The organism is Nonomuraea sp. NPDC059023, from assembly GCF_042740095.1.
In the GTDB taxonomy this organism is placed as follows: domain Bacteria; phylum Actinomycetota; class Actinomycetes; order Streptosporangiales; family Streptosporangiaceae; genus Nonomuraea.
Window position 1 is genome coordinate 589601 of the sequence record NZ_JBHYIO010000001.1, and the last position, 16472, is coordinate 606072.

Below are 16472 nucleotides of genomic sequence, written 5' to 3' on the forward strand. Positions count from 1 at the left end.
CACAGTGCAGGCTCTAACGCAGGCCTCACATCCACCAAGATTGTGGTCGCGGGCGGCTTCGGCGTGGGCAAGACGACGTTCGTGGGGGCGGTGTCCGAGATCCTCCCCCTCACCACGGAAGCGGTCATGACGGACGCGTCCGCGGGCATCGACGACCTCGGCATGACACCGAACAAGCAGACCACCACGGTGGCGATGGACTTCGGCCGGCTCTCGCTCGACCGTGACCTCATCCTCTACCTGTTCGGCACGCCCGGTCAGCACCGCTTCTGGTTCATGTGGGACGACCTCGTACGCGGGGCCATCGGCGCCGTCGTCCTGCTCGACACGCGGCGCCTGGCCGACAGCTTCCCCGCGATCGACTACTTCGAAGAGGCCAAGCTGCCCTTCGTCGTGGGCGTCAACGGGTGGGACGGGCAGTTCCCGCACGGCGAGGAGGAGGTGCGGGAGGCCCTGGCGCTGCCCTCGCACGTGCCGATCGTCCGCACGGACGCCCGGCACCGCGACTCGGTCAAGGCGACGCTCATCGCGCTGGTGGAGCACGTGGTCCGCATCCGCGCCGCGCACGTCTGACCCTCATCGGGTACGGCCGGCGGCCCCTCTCCACGCGGAGCGGGGCCGCTTCCGGTTTCTCAGGCTTTCCGCGACCGTTTCCGGCTCTTTTCTCAGGTCGTGCGGCGTCCGATCAGCGCCTCCACGCCGTCCAGCACGCGCTCCAGCCCGAACTCGAAGGCGTGCTCCGCGCTGTAGGCGCCGCCCAGCGCCTCACCCGCCGCCTGTCCCACCCGCGCGGCTGTGGGGAAGCGGGCGGCGTCGCCGATGCGGGCCAGGAAGGGCGCGTGGGCGGCCCACCACTGCTCGTCGCTCATCCCGGTCTGCGACTCGGCCTGCGCGGCCTCCACCGCCCCTCTGGCGGTGCCGTGGACGAACCCGTTGACGAGCGTGAGCACCGCGTCCATCTCGACGTCGGTGAGCCCGATGCCGTCCAGCGCCCGCAGTTCGAAGTCGTACTTGGCGGTGACGTTGGGGCCCAGCACCGGCCGGGAGGTGGCGACCTGGAGCAGCCAGGGATGGCGCAGGTAGAGCTGCCAGTTCTCCCTGGCGATGCGCGACAGCCGTTCGCGCCAGCCGCCCTGAGGGTCCTCGGGCCGCTCGACCTCCCCGTAGACGGTGTCGAGCATGACGTCGAGCAGTTCCGGCTTGCCGGGCACGTAGGTGTAGAGCGACATCGTTCCCACGCCCAGCTTCTCGGCGACCCGCCGCATGGACAGCGCCTGCAGCCCGTCGGAGTCGGCCACCTCGATCGCCGCGCGGACGATCCGCTCGACGCTGAGGTCCGGCTTGCCCTTACGGCTGACGCGGTCGCTGGTCCGCCAGAGCAGCGCGAGGCTGCGCGCCGGGTCGCCCTTTCCGGTGTACTCGATGGTCACGATCTGTACGGTACACCGTACGGCCGGGAAAGATCACGCCGCGGTGGTGGAGAGCGCATGCTCGACCAGCGCGATGAGCGTGGACTTGACCGCGTCGCGGTGCCGGGCGTCCGTGCGGACGATCGGGACGTGCGGCGAGAGCGTGAGGGCTTCGCGCACCTCGTGCTCGACGTGGGGGAACTGCCCGTGCCATCCGTTGAGCCCGATCACGAAGGGGATGTCGGCGTTCTCGAAGTAGTCGACGGCGGGGAAGCTGTCGGCCAGGCGGCGGCTGTCCACCAGCACGACGGCGCCGATCGCGCCCTTCACCAGGTCGTCCCACATGAACCAGAAGCGGTGCTGGCCCGGCGTGCCGAACAAGTAGAGGATCAGCTCCCGGTCTAAGGAGAGCCGCCCGAAGTCCATGGCCACCGTGGTGGTCGACTTGCCGGGGATCAGCCCCAGGTCGTCGATCCCCGCGGAGGCATCCGTCATCACCGCTTCCGTCGTCAAAGGCATGATTTCCGATACCGACCCGACGAACGTGGTCTTCCCGACACCGAAACCACCGGCGACCACGATCTTGGTCGAGGTGAGGCCCGAGTTAGAGCCTGCGTAGTCCACTGAGCACCCTTTCCAGCAGGCTCCTGTCCGGCAGGCCTGCGTCCAACTGCGGCTGGTAGATCCGTACCAGCCCTTCCGCCTCCATGTCCGCGATCAGTACGCGGGCCACGCCGAGGGGGATGCTCAGCAATGCAGAGACCTCCGCCACCGACCTGACCTGGCGGCACAGCTCGCTGATGGCACGGTACTCCCGTGTGTAGGCCATGCCCAGCTGCGCCGAGGTCGCCGAGGAGACGAGCGCCTCCATCGCCAGGCCGCTGCGCGGAGCGGTACGCCCGCCGGTGACCGCATACATGCGTACCAGCGAGCTGCGCTCCGCCTCCGGCGGGCCGTCATGCCACGATGCCACAGTCGACTCCGATCACCAGGGGCGCGCTGCGGAGAGCTCGGCGCGTACGGCGGGCGTCAGCACCTGCCCCGCGCGCTCCACGAGGATGGTCATTTGGTAGGCGACAAGGCCCATGTCGCAGTCGGGTGCGGCCAGTACGGCCAGGCTGGACCCGTCGCTGATCGACATCGCGAGCAGGAGCCCGTGCTCCATCTCGACCAGTGTCTGGTTGACGCCGCCGCCTTCGAACACGCGGGCCGCGCCCGTGGTGAGGCTGATCAGGCCCGCCGTGATGGCGGCCAGCTGGTCGGCGCGGTCCTGCGGGAAGCCTCGCGAGAACGCCATCGGCAGGCCGTCGGCGGAGACGACCACCGCGTGGGCCACGCCGGGCACCTGTTCGACGAAGCCGGTGACCAGCCAGTTCACGTCCCTGGCCGCCTGGCTCAGATTTCTCATGGGTTCTCCTCAAGCTCTGAGCGCCCTTTACGGACGCCCTGCTGGTAGCTGGAGAGCCTGCTTCGCAGCCTGTCTGGCTCGACCGGCGGCGGGGGTGGCGGTGGGGCCGCCGGCGTGGCAGAGCCCGGAACAAGGTTCGCTCTTGGCGTGCGTTTCGGCAATCCCGAAGAGGTCGTACCACCGTGTTCCGGCTCCCCGGTCGAGCGGGCGGCCTGCCACGCGGTGTCGGCGGGCGACTGCCAGTCGGTGCGCTGGTCGGGGGTGGGGGAGGACTTGGTGAACCAGCTCGACTCGTTCTCGACCGCCGCGAAGATCGGCAGGTACTCGTCGACCTTGGGGATGGGGCTGGTCATCTCGATCGACGGCGTGGCCGCGGAGAACCAGGAGCGCGGCTCGGCCTCGGGCAGCGGCACGTCGAGCGACGGGTGCTGCGGCCTGGCGTCGTAGGAGGGCGGCCCGGAGTCGTAGGAGGGCGTGTGCGAGGGCGTGGCGTCGAAGGAGGGTGAGCCCCCGGCGGGCGGGCCTCCGGGCGGTCCCCCCGGCGGGCCTTCCGCGTGCGGTCCCGCGCCGTGCGGCGCCGCGCCGTGCGGTCCCGCGCCGTGTGATCGGGGAAGGAGCGAGCTGACGGGCGGGCCACCCATGGGCGGGTTCCCCGCGGGCACGCCGTGCGCGGGTCCGCCCGGTGGTCCTCCGGCGAACGGCGAGGCAGCCGGCTCGAAGGGCGAGGAGCCCGTGTCGAAGGGAGATCCGGTGTCGAAGGGCGAAGGGCCCGTGTCGAACGGCGGCGCCGCCGGAGCGTCGAAGGAGTCGAACGGCGCTCCCGATCCGGCGGGTGCCACGTCGAAGGAGTCGAAGGCCTGCCCGCCCGGCTCCGGCATGTGCTCGGTCACCGCCGACAGCAGCGCCTCCGGTATCAGCACCATCGCGGTCAGCCCGCCGATGTCCTGGCGGCGCAGTTGGACCCGGATGTTGTGCCGCAGCGCCAGCCGCCCGACCACGAACAGGCCCATCCGCCGCGACACCGACACGTCCACGACGGGCGGGTTGGCCAGCCGCCAGTTGGCCTGGGCTAGCTCTTCCGGGGTCATGCCGATGCCCTGGTCGGTAACCGACACCATGAGCCCGCCGCCGTCGATCCGGCTGCTGCTGATGATCACCTTGGTGTCGCGCGAGGAGAAGGAGACCGCGTTCTCCACCAGCTCGGCCAGCAGGTGCACCACGTCGCTGACCGCCTGCCCGGCGATCGCCGCCGCCGACTGCACCTGGATGCTGACCCGGTCGTAGCTCTCCACCTCGCCGAGCGCGGCCCGGACGATGTCCAGGAGCTCGACCGCCTCACTCCACTTGCGCGCCGCCTCCTGCCCGGCCAGGACCAGGAGGTTCTCGGAGTTGCGCCGCATGCGGGTGGCGAGGTGGTCGAGCTTGAAGAGGTCGCCGAGCCTGGTGTCGTCGCGTTCGCCGCGCTCCAGCCGTTCGATGAGGGTGAGCTGCCGTTCGACGAGCGTCTGCGACCTGCGGGAGAGGTTGACGAACATGGCGTTGACGTTGGAGCGCAGCCGCGCCTCGTCTCCGGCCAGCCGTACGGCTTCGCGGTGCACCTCGTCGAAGGCCCGCGCGACCTCGCCGACCTCGTCCTTGGAGAAGATGCCGATGGGCGGGATCTCGACGTCGGCGCCGCCGTCGCGCGACTCGCGCAGCCGCTGGACGAACTCCGGCAGCCGCCGGCCGGCGATCTCCAGGGCCTCGCCGCGCAGCCTGCGCAGGGGCCGTACCAGAGAGCGGGCCACGCCCGTGGTGATCAGCAGGACCGCGATGAGCAGCGCGAGCACGGCGCCGGCGATGAGGTAGGCGCGCTGGCGCTCGGCGGAGGTGAGCTGCTCGCTGCGGGTCACGATGCCGGCGGACTGGCGGCGCTCCACGGCGCGCATGGAGTCGACCATCACGCTGGCCGCCTCGTACCACTCGCGGGCGTCGTCGCGCTTGGCCAGGTCGAGGCCCTTGAGCGGCTGGTTGTTGGCGGCCCGGCTGAGCACGAGTTCGCGCAGGAACAGCATGCGCTCGGTGCCGGCCGCGTTGACGTTCTCGTCGAAGACGCGCCGCTCGTCGGCGGTGGCCTCGGCGGTGAAGGCCCGGCGCTCGTTGGTCTCGCGGGCCTGCTCGCCGAAGACGGCCTTGAGCTGCTCCTGTTCGAAGCGGCCCGCCTGCAGCGCGATGGTGATCCACGCCTGCTGCCGGGAGACGGCCTCCTTGGCCCTGGCCAGCGCGACGAGCAGCTGCGACTGGCGGAACAGCTCGTCGTCGTCGGTGCCCTTGCTGAGCTCGTCGTGCACGGAGATCAGGTCGCTGATGACGGTCGTGTAGAGCTCGATGGAAGGGCCGGGCAGCAGGTCGCCCTTGCTGGTCTGCTCGCGTAGACCGGTCAGGTCGTCGAGCCTGGCGAGGGTGGCGTCCAGCTCGTCGGCGGTACGGCCGGCGACCTCGCCGGACAGGTTCTCGGCGCTGGACTTGACGGTGGCGGCGGCGCCGCCGGTCTCGCGGACCTGCTGGGTGAGCGTCTCGACGCCGTTGTCCGGGCGGCCTCTGGCGATGAACCAGGCGGCGACGGCGCGCTCGCGGGCCACCTGGTGGGTGAGTTCACTGATCTGGTCGGACAGGCGGGCGAGCTGGTTGGTGCGTTCGTAGTCGGAGGCGGCGCCGGTGGAGGCGAACATCTGCACGCCGCCGAGCAGGACGGCGGCGGCGGTGGGAATGAGGATCAACGAGACAAGCCGCGCCCGGACACGCCAATTGCGTAGCCGCCAGCCTCCCTCGTCGGCGGCTCTTGCCTGCCTTTCGCCTAACTGTGTGCTCACCGAACGCAACCTCTCGCCGCCCATATCGGCGTATATGGAAGGCCGTGCGGGCCCTTGGGAAATCCAGCAAGTGGGGGTAATTGGAACACATGCCGACTGTTGCGGCCAATCGAACATTACGCGCCAGAATTCGAGAGATGGGTCGCATGAGGCGAGAAGCTGGGGCTCCATCTTTCGGCCGGAAATAACCACGGAAGGTGGCGACTGTCCGCCTATAGGCGATTGTCCCGTTCCAAGGCAGTAACGCATGGGAAGCGCCCCGGTATCTGGACGGTCACGACGTTGTGATTTGCGCTATTCACCACATATGTTGGCCCCCGTCCTAGCTACCTACGGGAGGCAAAATGGGGCTTGCTCCCGAGAGCGCGGCCATCGAGGTCAAGGGTCTCTGGAAGATCTTCGGGTCCGCCGCCGAAAAGGTGCTGAACAGTGAAGACAAGCACCTCGAAGCCGCCCCCCTCCGCGAGAAGACCGGCTGCACGGCCGCCGTGCGGGACGTGAGCTTCACGGTACGGCCCGGCGAGGTCTTCGTCGTTATGGGCCTGTCCGGAAGCGGCAAATCCACACTGGTCCGCTGCCTGACCCGATTGATCGAACCGAGCGCCGGCGAGATTTCCATCGGCGGCGAGGACATCGGCCGCGCGAGCCCCGCGCGCCTGCGCGAGATCCGCCGTCACCGCGTCAGCATGGTCTTCCAGCACTTCGGGTTGCTGCCCCACCGCCGCGTCATCGACAACGTCGCCTACGGCCTGGAGGTCCAGGGCGCCACCAAGGCCGCCAGGCACGAGCGGGCCCGCGAGATCCTCTCCCTGGTCGGCCTCGACGGGCACGGCGACGCCTACCCCGACCAGCTCTCCGGCGGCATGCAGCAGCGCGTCGGCCTGGCCCGCGCCCTCGCCGTGGACCCCGAGGTCATGCTCTTCGACGAGCCCTTCAGCGCCCTGGACCCGCTCATCCGCCGCGACATGCAGGCCGAGGTGATCAGGCTCCACCGCGAGGTCGGCAAGACCATGGTCTTCATCACCCACGACCTGTCCGAGGCGCTCAAGCTCGGCGAGCGCATCGCCATCATGCGTTCCGGCTCGATCGTGCAGCTCGGCACCCCCGAGGACCTGGTCGGCGCGCCGGCCGACGACTACGTGGCCGACTTCGTCCGCGACGTGCCGCGCAGCCACGTGCTGACGCTGCGCTGGATCGCCCGTCCGCCCGAGCCCGGTGAGGCACTTGACGGGCCCGCCCTGCCCGCAACGACCGTGGTCAAGGACGCCATCGAGGTCTCCTCCGGCTCCGGCCACCCGATCCGGGTCATGGACGGCGACGAGCTGGTGGGCGTCGTGGACCGGGTGGACATGCTCTCCTTCCTGGCCGGGCACGAGACGCCTGCCGTACGGGCCGGGGCATGAGCGCGACCGCGGTCGGCGCTCAGCCCCGCGTGAAGATGCCCAGGTGGGCCGTGCCGGCAGCGGTGGCGGTCGCGTTCGCGGTGGGCTATGTCGTCTTCCGTGGGGTGGGAACGCTCCCACACGATGACGAGGCGGGCACGTTCGTCGCGCTCACCGACGCGCGCGAGTGGGTGGACGACAACAAGAACGCCAACCCGGTCTTCCTCTACTTCATCAACTACATCCGGCTGTTCATCGACGGCCTGTTCCAGGCCTTCGAGACCGTGCTGCACGCGCTCGGCTGGCCCGGCCTGCTCGGCGTGATGGGCGGCATCGGCTGGCTGGCCGGCGGCTGGCGGATCGCGCTGCTGGGCGTGGCCGGGTTCGCCTCGTTCGGCGTGCTGGGCGTGTGGGAGCACAGCGTCGACACCCTCGCCCTGGTCGCCACGGCCGTTCTGCTGTCGCTGCTGGCCGGGCTGCCCCTGGGCGTCTGGGTGGGCCGCTCGCCGCGGTTGCGCCGGGCGATCACGCCGGTGCTCGACTACATGCAGATCATGCCGACGTTCGCGTACCTCGCGCCGATGGTGTTGTTCTTCCAGATCGGCGCGCCCGCGGGCGTCGCGGCCACGATCATCTACGCGATCCCGCCCGCGATCCGCATCACCGCGCTCGCGATCGAGCAGGTCTCGCCCACTGCCGTCGAGGCCTCCGCCTCGCTCGGCGCCACCCGCTGGCAGACCCTGTTCAAGGTACGGCTGCCGCTGGCCCGCTCCACCATGACCCTCGCGATCAACCAGACGATCATGATGGCCCTGTCCATGGTGGTCATCGCCAATTTGATCGCCGCCCCCGGGCTCGGCTCCGACATCATCAAGGGCCTGTCCAGGGAGAACGTCGGCATCATGCTCCCGGCCGGCCTCGCCATCGTGGTGATGGCCGTGGTGCTCGACCGCACCACCATGGCGGCGGCCCGGCAGCGGGCCCAGGCGGGCCTGTCGCGGGTCAAGCTGGCCGTCGCCGCCGCGATCGCCGCCGTGGGCATCGGGCTGGCGTACGCGCTGCCGCCGGAGTTCCCCAGCGCGCTTGAGCTGCAGATGGGCGGCCCGGTGAACGAGGCGGTGCGCTGGGCCGAGCGCACCTGGTACCCGGTCACCGACGCGCTCAAGGAGTTCACCACCCGGCTGCTGCTGAACCCGCTCGACGGGGTGCTCACCACCGCCCCCTGGTGGCTGGTCGCCGCCGCCGTGCTCGCCTTCGCCTTCTGGGCCGCCGGGGTGCGCCCGGCGCTGACGGCGCTCGGCTGCCTGCTGGCGATCGCCCTGCTCGGACTGTGGGAGCACAGCATGCAGACGCTGACCATGGTCTTCGTGGCGGTGACGGTCACGCTGGCCATCGGGCTTCTGCTCGGCATCGCCGCGGCCCGCTCGCCCCGCTTCTCGGCCGTCCAGCGCCCGCTGCTGGACGCCGCCCAGACGATGCCCTCGTTCGTCTACCTGCTGCCGGCGCTGGCGTTGTTCGGCGCGACCCGGTTCACCGCCATCTTCGCCTCGGTGATCTACGCGGTGCCGCCGGTGGTCCGGCTGGTGGAGGAAGGGCTGCGCGGGGTGCCGCCGACCGTGGTGGAGGCGGCGCTGTCGGCCGGGTCGACCCCCGGCCAGCTGCTGCGCAAGGTGCAGCTGCCGATGGCGCGCAAGTCCATCCTGCTCGCGGTCAACCAGGGCATCGTGATGACGCTGGCCATGGTGGTGCTCGGTGCCATGGTCGGGGGTGGCGCGCTCGGCTACGACGTCGTCTCGGGGTTCTCCCAGCGCACGGACTTCGGCATGGGCTTCGCCGCCGGAATCGCCATCGTGCTGCTGGGCATCATGCTCGACCGGATCACGCAGGGCGCCGACAGGCGTCCGTCCCCCCAAAAGAGGAAGCCGATATGAAGATTCGCCTGCTTGCAGGCCTTCTGACGCTTGGACTGGCCGTCGCGGGATGCGGCGGAGCCAAGGTGGAAGACAAGCCCAGCTCGGCCGCCGCGCCGTCGGGCTCGCAGAGCGCGGCGCCGTCCTCGGCCGGCGGCACCGTGAAGATCGCGATCAACCCGTGGGTGGGCTACGAGGCGAGCGCCAACGTGGTGGCCTACCTGCTGAAGAAAGAGCTCGGATACACGGTCGAACTGCCGGAGATCAAGGAGCAGCTCGCCTGGGAGGGCTTCGAGACCGGCGACGTCGACGTCATCATCGAGAACTGGGGCCACCCGGACCTCAAGAAGCAGTACATCGACGAGAAGAAGGTGGCCCAGGTCGCCGGCTCGACCGGCAACAAGGGCGTCATCGGCTGGTACATCCCCAAGTGGATGGTCGACAAGTACCCCGGCATCACCGACTACAAGAACCTGAACAAGTACGCCGACCTGTTCAAGACCTCCGAGTCGGGTGACAAGGGCCAGCTGCTGTTCGGCGACCCGTCGTACGTGTCCAACGAGGACGCCCTGATCAAGAACCTCAAGCTCAACCTCAAGGTCGTCACCGGCGGCTCGGAGGCGGCTCTGATCAAGGGCGCCCAGCAGGCGCAGGAGCAGAAGAAGCCGCTGCTGTTCTACTTCTGGGACCCGCACTGGCTCTTCAGCAAGACGGAGCTGGCCAGGGTGAACCTGCCGCCGTACGCGGACGGCTGCGACGCCGACCCCAAGAAGGTGGCCTGCGACTACGCCGAGATGGACCTCGACAAGATCGTCAGCACGAAGTTCGCCACGTCCGGCGGCAAGGCCTATGACCTGGTCAAGAACTTCACGTGGACCAACGAGGACCAGAACGCCGTGGCCGACGACATGACCAACAACGGCATGTCGGGCGAGGACGCGGCCAAGAAGTGGGTCGAGGCCAACACCGCCAAGTGGCAGGCCTGGATTCCCAAGTGACCCCCGGCAGGCCGCGGCCCCTCGCGGGCCGCGGCCACGAGGACCTGTGATGCCAACCAAACCGCTCGCGGGGCTGCTGGTCGCGGTCCTGCTGCTGTCCGCCTGCACCGGTGAGGAGCCCAAGGCCGCCCCCGGCACGCAGGGCACCGTGAAGATCGACATGCACGCCTGGGTCGGGTACGAGGCGACCGCGGGCGTGCTCGCCTATCTGCTGGAGCACGAGCTCGGCTACAAGGTGGAGACGCGAAAGATCACAGAGGACAAGTCGTGGCCCGATTTCGCCGCCGGCAAGGTGGACGTGATCGTCGAGAATTGGGGCCACCCCGCGGAGAAGAAGGAGTGGATCGAGGAGAAGAAGGCGGCAGTCCCCGCCGGTTTGACGGGGAACAAAGGGGTGATCGGATGGTATGTCCCTGAGTGGATGGTCGGGAGATATCCAGACATCACCAATTATAGAAATTTGAACAAGTACGCCGCGCTCTTCAAGACCACCAAGTCGGGAAATGCCGGGCAGTTCTTGGCGGGCGATCCGACCTTCGTCACGAACGACGAGGCGATCATCCGCAACCTCGGCCTCAATTTCAAGGTCGTCTACTCCGGCAGCGAGGACGCGCTCATCAAGGCGGCCCAGCAGGCGACCGCCAAGAAGAAGCCGCTGCTGATGTATTTCTACGAACCCCAGTGGCTGTTCACCAAGATCAAACTCGTCAAGATCAACCTGCCCGCGTACGCGATCGGGTGCGACGCCGACACCGAGACGGTGGCCTGCGACTACCCGCCCTACCTCCTGGACAAGATCGTCAGCGCGGACTTCGCCCGCACCGGCGGCAAGGCCTACGAGCTGGTCCGCAACTTCAACTGGACCAACGACCACCAGAACAAGGTCGCCAGTGACATGGTCAACGAGAAGATGACCGCCGAGCAGGCCGCCAAGAAGTGGGTCGACGAGAACAAGATCGTGTGGAAGGACTGGATCCCCAGGTGAGCTACGATTTCGTCATCGTGGGAGGGGGGTCGGCGGGCTGCGCGCTCGCCAACCGGCTCAGCGCCGACCCCTCGGTCAGCGTGCTGGTGCTGGAGGCGGGCCGGCCCGACTACCCGTGGGACGTGTTCATCCACATGCCGGCGGCGCTCATGTTCCCCATCGGCAGCCGCTTCTACGACTGGAAGTACGAGTCGGAGCCCGAGCCGCACATGAACGACCGCCGCGTCTACCACGCCCGCGGCAAGGTGCTCGGCGGCTCCAGCAGCATCAACGGCATGATCTTCCAGCGCGGCAACCCGCTGGACTACGAGCGCTGGGCGGCCGACCCGGGCATGAAGTCCTGGGACTACGCCCACTGCCTGCCGTACTTCAAGAAGATGGAGAACTGCCTGGCCGACCCCGGCGGCCAGTGGCGCGGCGGCGACGGCCCGCTCAAGCTGGAGCGGGGCCGCGCCGAAGGGCCGCTGTTCGAGGCGTTCTTCAAGGCGGTCCAGGAGGCGGGTCACCCGCTCACCGACGACGTGAACGGCTTCCGGCAGGAGGGTTTCGCCGCCTTCGACCGCAACCTCCACCGCGGCCGCCGTCTGAGCGCCGCCCGCGCCTACCTCCATCCGGTACGGCGCCGCCCCAACCTGACCGTCCGCACCCGGGCCTTCGTCGAGAAGGTCGTCTTCGAGGGCACCAGGGCGGCCGGCGTCATCTGCGACGGCGAGCGGATCGCGGCCAAGGAGATCATCCTCTGCGGCGGCGCGATCAACACCCCGCAACTGCTCCAGGTCTCCGGCGTCGGCCCCAAGGCGGTGCTGGAGCGGGCCGGCGTGCCCGTCGTGCACGACCTGCCGGGCGTCGGCGAGCACCTGCAGGACCACCTGGAGGTCTACGTCCAGCACGCCTGCCTGAAGCCGGTCTCGATGCAGCCGTCGCTGGCCATGTGGCGCCGGCCGTTCATCGGCGCGAACTGGCTGTTCCTGCGCCGCGGGCCGGGCGCCACCAACCACTTCGAGGCCGGCGGCTTCATCCGCTCCAACGACGAGGTCGCCTACCCCAACCTGATGTTCCACTTCCTGCCGATCGCGGTCCGCTACGACGGCTCGGCCCCGGCCGGCGGGCACGGCTACCAGGTGCACATCGGCCCCATGTACTCCGACGCCCGCGGCTCGGTCCGCGTCACCTCGCCGGACGTACGGGTCAAGCCCCAGCTGCGCTTCAACTACCTGTCCACCGACCAGGACCGCAGGGAGTGGGTGGAGGCGATCCGCCACGCCCGCGCCATCCTGGCCCAGCCCGCCTGGGAGGGGCTGAACGGCGGTGAGATCTCCCCCGGGCCCGAGGTCGAGACCGACGAGCAGATCCTCGACTGGGTGCGCAAGGACGGCGAGACCGCCCTGCACCCCTCGTGCACCGCCAGGATGGGCGTGGACGAGATGTCGGTCCTGGACCCGGAGACGATGCGCGTGCACGGGCTGGAGGGGCTGAGGGTGGTCGACGCCTCGGCCATGCCGTACGTGACGAACGGCAACATCTACGCGCCCGTCATGATGCTCGCCGAGAAGTCCGCCGACCTGATCCTCGGCAACACGCCGCTCGACCCGATCCCCACGCCCTTCTACCGGCACCAGGGATAGGTTGCCGTGATCGGGGGAGGCGACATGGACGACAGGGACCTGCTGCACCTGCGGCGCTGCGTGGAGCTGGCGGCGCTGGCGCTGGACAAGGGCGACCAGCCGTTCGGCTCCGTGCTGGTGTCCGGCGAGGGCGCGGTGCTGTTCGAGGACCACAACCACGTGGCGGGCGGCGACCACACCCGGCACCCGGAGTTCGAGATCGCCCGCTGGGCGGCGGCCAACCTGACGCCGCGGGAGCGGGCGGCGGCGACCGTGTACACCTCGGGGGAGCACTGCCCGATGTGCGCGGCCGCCCACGGCTGGGTCGGGCTCGGCCGCATCGTGTACGCCGCCTCGTCGGAGCAGCTCGGCGAGTGGCTCGGGGAGCTGGGGGTGCCCGCGCCGCCGGTCGCCACGCTGCCCATCGGCGCCGTGGTGCCGGGCGCCGTGGTCGACGGCCCCGCCCCCGCGCTGACCGCCGAGATCCGCGCGCTGCACCGCCGCTTCCACACGAGCTGATCTCCGGTACGGCCCGCGCCGCAGTACCGGAGAAAAGCACGCCCGCAGAGCGGTCAGGACCGGAGGGCGGTCAGATTGACCACCAGTGGGCGGCGATCAGCTCGGCGACCAGCGTCTCCGTCAGCAGCGCGACGTCCGGGTCGGTGTCGTGCGTGTAGCGGACGGACGCCGCCGCGCCCGGCAGCCCGGCGCCGACGGCGAGCACCGTCGAGCCGCGCTGCTCCACCCACTCCATCGCCTGCGCGTCGTAGGCGGAGCCGGGGAAGAGGATGGCGCGGTAGTCGAGGGTCTTGGTCAGGTACACGTCCACGTGCGACCAGTCGCCGGTCTCGCACGCGTCGGCCGCGCGGCGCGGCCCCTCGCGGAACATCAGCGCCGACTGCTCCGCCGACGACAGGTGCTCGGCGGGGGCGATCGTGTAGACGCCGTGCGGGCCGTCCAGGAGCTCGATGGCGCGCGGCAGCCACTCCTCGCGCCGGTCCAGCAGGTCCGCGGTGGCCTCGGCCGCCTGCCACACCGTCCCGGCCACGCCGCGGTGGCCGCGGCTCAGCCGCGCCTCCAGGGCGAGCAGGAGCGCGAGCGTGTGCTGGAAGGTACGGCAGGCCACCCCGCCCCGCTCCTCGCCCGCCAGCATGTCCACGACCGCGTCGGCGCCCTCGGCCACCGCCGAGCCGGGGTCGTTGGTGAGCGCGGCGACGAACGCCTGCCCGCCCCGGTAACGGGCGACGGCGTCCAGGGTCTCCCTGCTGCCTCCGGTCGCCGAGATCGGCACCACGAGCGTGCCGCGCGCCGCCGGGAACGAGGCCCGCGCGGAGGCGTACTCGGCCACCGCGTTCACCCCGGCCGCCCGCAGCCGCAGCGCCGCCACGCCCGCGGCGTAGCGGGAGCTGCCCATGCCCAGGAACACCACGCGATCGACGTCGCCGGGGATCGCCGCGAACGGGTCATCCGACAGCGACTCAGCCAGCTTGGCCAGGGCCTCGGGCTTGGCCTCCAGGTCGGCCAGGAACAGCTCGGGGTTCACGCGGGGTCCTCTTTCTCGTCGTACCAGGTGCGCAGCACGCCCATCGGGGCGTAGCGCCAGCGGGGCAGGTGGCGGGCGGCGTAGATCAGCTCGCGGCACTCCTGCTCGACCTCGAACGGCCGGATCAGGGCGGGGTCGAGCAGGTCGCAGGCGCCGGTGTAGGCGGCCAGCATCTCGCGCTTCGCTCGCCGTACCCACTCGGCGGCCTCGGCGGGCGCGGTGCCGCGGCGTCTGATCGCCACCTGGGCGACGTGCTCCAGGCTCGTGGTCAGTTGCGCGAGGTCCCTGGCCGGCGGCTGGTACGGCGCCGCGTCCGCCACCGTGGGGTTGCCGTCGAAGTCGATGACCGCGTAGCCGTCGCGCCAGCGCAGGATCTGGCCCACGTGCAGGTCGCCGTGGATCCTGATCCTCGGCCCGGCAGCCGGGGCGCCGAGCGGGGCCAGTTCCGCGCGCATCCTGCCGGCTCGGGCGGCCAGCCACGCGCCGTCCGTCCCGCCGGTCACGGCCAGCGCCTCTTCCAGGGCGTCCAGCGCCCGCGTCAGCAGCCCGGGATCCGGGTCTGCGGGCGGGGGAAGGGTGGACAGCGCGGTGTGAAGGTTGGCGGCCAGGTGGCCGAGCGGCGTCGCGAAGGAGATGTCGGCTGAACGGCAGGCGTCCACGCACCACTCCCACCCGTCCGTGGCGTCCGGAAGGTAGCCCGTGACCAGGGCGAGCAGGAGCTCCGACTTCCCGTCGGAGCGTGTCAGAGCCGCGTAAGGAGGAGCTGTTTCGTTGAAGCCGGCGTCAACGAGGTGGGCGAAGATCTCGGGCGTCGGGTGGGGGAGCGGAACGGGCGGCGTGAGCCATTTGACGACCACCGATTCGGCCACGACGACCGAGTGGTTGGTCATGTCCACGTGCTCGCCGAAGCCGCGTTCAAGCGCCACCCCGGTGCCCTGATCAGCTTCGCCGTACGACAGAGTGGGCAGCGGCTGGAAGCGGCGCACGGCGAACGGCGCCGGCGGCTGCGACGCCAGCGCGGCGAGGAGCGCGGCGGTGAGGCCGTGATCCCGTTCGGTAAGGGGATTCTCACCCACAGAGAGCAACCGCTCCCATATTGAATCCGAGTTCAACAGGCAGACCAAACTTCCAGGTGGCAATGTCCGGAAAAGTCTTGCTCATGTTGATTTCTACTGCAACACTCCTCTCCTGGTCTGGCGTGCCTGGATGGTTGCGCGACCTCTTCCCCGAATTCCTGAAGGAGTAGCGACCGTGTTCCGTACCCGGTTCACCCGTCGTCTTCCGGCCGCCGTCGCGGTTGCCGGCCTCGCGCTCGCCGCTGCAGCGTGCGGCGGTGGTGAGTCGACCAGCACCGGCGCACAGGCCGCGCCCAGCGCCAGTGCGGCCCAGCTCAACGCCAACGCCGACCTGTCCAAGCAGTCGCTCGAGGTCACGGTCTGGGACGGTTACACGCCCAAGGAGCTACCCGACAAGGTCAAGCAGGACCTCAAGGTCTCCAACGTCAAGATCAACCTGCACGACACCAACGAGACGGCCATGAAGAAGCTGACCGTCCCCGGTGACAGCGGCATCGACGTGGCGTTCGTGTCGGGCCAGTACGCGCAGGCACTGTGGGAGCAGGGGCTTCTGGAGCCGATCCACCCCGAGCTGATCCCGAACCTGAGCAACCTCTACCCCGAGGCCACCCAGCTGTCCTACGACAAGGGCAACAAGTACTCCGTGCCCTACACCTGGGGCACCACGGGCATCTGCTACCGCTCCGACCTGGTGAAGGCCGAGCCCACCAGCTGGAACGACATCCTCAAGCCGCCGGCCTGGGCGCAGAAGAAGGTCACGATGATGACCACCGAGCGCTGGCTGGCCCTGCCCGCCCTCAAGGCGCTCGGCTACTCGGTCAACACCGACAAGGACGACGAGATCGCCAAGGCCAAGGAACTGCTCGTCGCCGCCAAGCCGAACCTGCTCCAGTACGACGACACCACGTTCGGCGACAAGCTCAAGTCCGGCGCGGCCGTGATGGTCGAGGCGTGGGACGGCTGGTGCCCGACCACCGACCCGAAGAAGAACATCAAGTTCGTGGTCCCGAAGGAGGGCAGCGACCTCTGGGTGGACACCATGGTGATCATGAAGTCCTCCAAGAACAAGGAGGCCGCGCACGCCCTGATCAACTACATCCTGGACCCGAAGATCCACGGCTGGGCCGCCGAGAACATCAACTACAAGGTCCCGAACAAGGCCGCCATGGACGCCGTCAAGGTGCCCGAGGGCTCGCTGCTGGGCATCAAGCCCGCCGAGCTGCTCAACGGCGAGTCCATTCGTGACCTGGGCGAGGCGTCGACGAAGTACACCCGCCTGTCGACCGAGGTCCAGGCGCAGTAAGC

15 protein-coding genes are annotated in these 16472 nt (G+C 69.6%); 8 read left to right on the forward strand and 7 right to left on the reverse strand.

The features are described from left to right. Nucleotides 1-42: 42 nt before the first annotated feature. Nucleotides 43-573: an ATP/GTP-binding protein gene (locus ACFWYW_RS02725; protein WP_379620268.1), complete on the forward strand. Its 531-nt coding sequence runs from the start codon at nt 43-45 to the stop codon at nt 571-573. A 92-nt stretch (nt 574-665) separates the two neighbouring features. Here the strand turns inward: ACFWYW_RS02725 and ACFWYW_RS02730 are convergent, their stop codons facing one another. The 5 genes from ACFWYW_RS02730 to ACFWYW_RS02750 all read right to left on the reverse strand — a co-directional run bounded on the left by ACFWYW_RS02730 (nt 666) and on the right by ACFWYW_RS02750 (nt 5576). Next, the gene (locus ACFWYW_RS02730) at nt 666-1430 is read right to left on the reverse strand and encodes a TetR/AcrR family transcriptional regulator C-terminal domain-containing protein (RefSeq protein WP_379620270.1); all 765 of its coding nucleotides are present in this window, start codon (nt 1428-1430) and stop codon (nt 666-668) included. 33 nt (nt 1431-1463) lie between these two features. Next, nucleotides 1464-2033, reverse strand: a complete 570-nt coding sequence (locus tag ACFWYW_RS02735; RefSeq protein ID WP_379620272.1) for an ATP/GTP-binding protein — start codon at nt 2031-2033, stop codon at nt 1464-1466. Continuing rightward, nucleotides 2014-2328, reverse strand: coding sequence for a DUF742 domain-containing protein (locus ACFWYW_RS02740; protein ID WP_221340875.1), 315 nt, complete (start codon nt 2326-2328; stop codon nt 2014-2016). Before ACFWYW_RS02740 ends, ACFWYW_RS02735 begins: the two co-directional genes overlap by 20 nt. Before the next feature lie 66 nt (nt 2329-2394). Then, nucleotides 2395-2808, reverse strand: a complete 414-nt coding sequence (locus ACFWYW_RS02745; protein ID WP_379620459.1) for a roadblock/LC7 domain-containing protein — start codon at nt 2806-2808, stop codon at nt 2395-2397. A gap of 5 nt (nt 2809-2813) precedes the next feature. Then, the gene (locus ACFWYW_RS02750) at nt 2814-5576 is read right to left on the reverse strand and encodes a nitrate- and nitrite sensing domain-containing protein (protein ID WP_379620274.1); all 2763 of its coding nucleotides are present in this window, start codon (nt 5574-5576) and stop codon (nt 2814-2816) included. A gap of 437 nt (nt 5577-6013) precedes the next feature. Between ACFWYW_RS02750 and ACFWYW_RS02755 the strand changes: the two genes are divergently transcribed. The 6 genes from ACFWYW_RS02755 to ACFWYW_RS02780 all read left to right on the forward strand — a co-directional run bounded on the left by ACFWYW_RS02755 (nt 6014) and on the right by ACFWYW_RS02780 (nt 13067). Beyond that, nucleotides 6014-7072 (forward strand): glycine betaine/L-proline ABC transporter ATP-binding protein, encoded by a 1059-nt coding sequence (locus ACFWYW_RS02755; RefSeq protein ID WP_379620276.1) that lies wholly within the window; start codon nt 6014-6016, stop codon nt 7070-7072. Beyond that, a complete protein-coding gene (locus ACFWYW_RS02760; protein WP_379620278.1) occupies nt 7069-8982 on the forward strand; it encodes an ABC transporter permease in 1914 nt (637 codons plus the stop codon). Before ACFWYW_RS02755 ends, ACFWYW_RS02760 begins: the two co-directional genes overlap by 4 nt. 65 nt (nt 8983-9047) lie before the next feature. After that, nucleotides 9048-9959 carry an ABC transporter substrate-binding protein gene (locus ACFWYW_RS02765; protein ID WP_379620280.1) on the forward strand — a complete coding sequence of 304 codons (912 nt, stop codon included), beginning with the start codon at nt 9048-9050 and terminating at the stop codon, nt 9957-9959. Between the two features lie 49 nt (nt 9960-10008). Then, on the forward strand, nt 10009-10944 hold the full coding sequence (locus ACFWYW_RS02770; RefSeq protein ID WP_379620282.1) for an ABC transporter substrate-binding protein: 936 nt from the start codon (nt 10009-10011) through the stop codon (nt 10942-10944). Continuing rightward, nucleotides 10941-12569, forward strand: a complete 1629-nt coding sequence (gene betA / locus ACFWYW_RS02775) for a choline dehydrogenase (RefSeq protein ID WP_379620284.1) — start codon at nt 10941-10943, stop codon at nt 12567-12569. The genes ACFWYW_RS02770 and betA overlap by 4 nt, the downstream gene beginning before the upstream one ends. Nucleotides 12570-12593: 24 nt before the next feature. Beyond that, nucleotides 12594-13067: a nucleoside deaminase gene (locus tag ACFWYW_RS02780; RefSeq protein ID WP_379620286.1), complete on the forward strand. Its 474-nt coding sequence runs from the start codon at nt 12594-12596 to the stop codon at nt 13065-13067. 70 nt (nt 13068-13137) lie between these two features. On the opposite strand, the gene ACFWYW_RS02785 is transcribed toward ACFWYW_RS02780, so the two are convergent. Both ACFWYW_RS02785 and ACFWYW_RS02790 read right to left on the reverse strand, forming a co-directional pair. After that, complete coding sequence (locus tag ACFWYW_RS02785) at nt 13138-14091, reverse strand: SIS domain-containing protein (protein ID WP_379620288.1); 954 nt, start codon at nt 14089-14091, stop codon at nt 13138-13140. Beyond that, a complete protein-coding gene (locus ACFWYW_RS02790) occupies nt 14088-15167 on the reverse strand; it encodes a phosphotransferase (RefSeq protein ID WP_379620290.1) in 1080 nt (359 codons plus the stop codon). The genes ACFWYW_RS02785 and ACFWYW_RS02790 overlap by 4 nt, the downstream gene beginning before the upstream one ends. A 175-nt stretch (nt 15168-15342) precedes the next feature. On the opposite strand from ACFWYW_RS02790, the gene ACFWYW_RS02795 reads away from it, so the two are divergent. After that, nucleotides 15343-16470, forward strand: a complete 1128-nt coding sequence (locus tag ACFWYW_RS02795; protein WP_379620292.1) for a spermidine/putrescine ABC transporter substrate-binding protein — start codon at nt 15343-15345, stop codon at nt 16468-16470. Nucleotides 16471-16472: the final 2 nt, after the last annotated feature.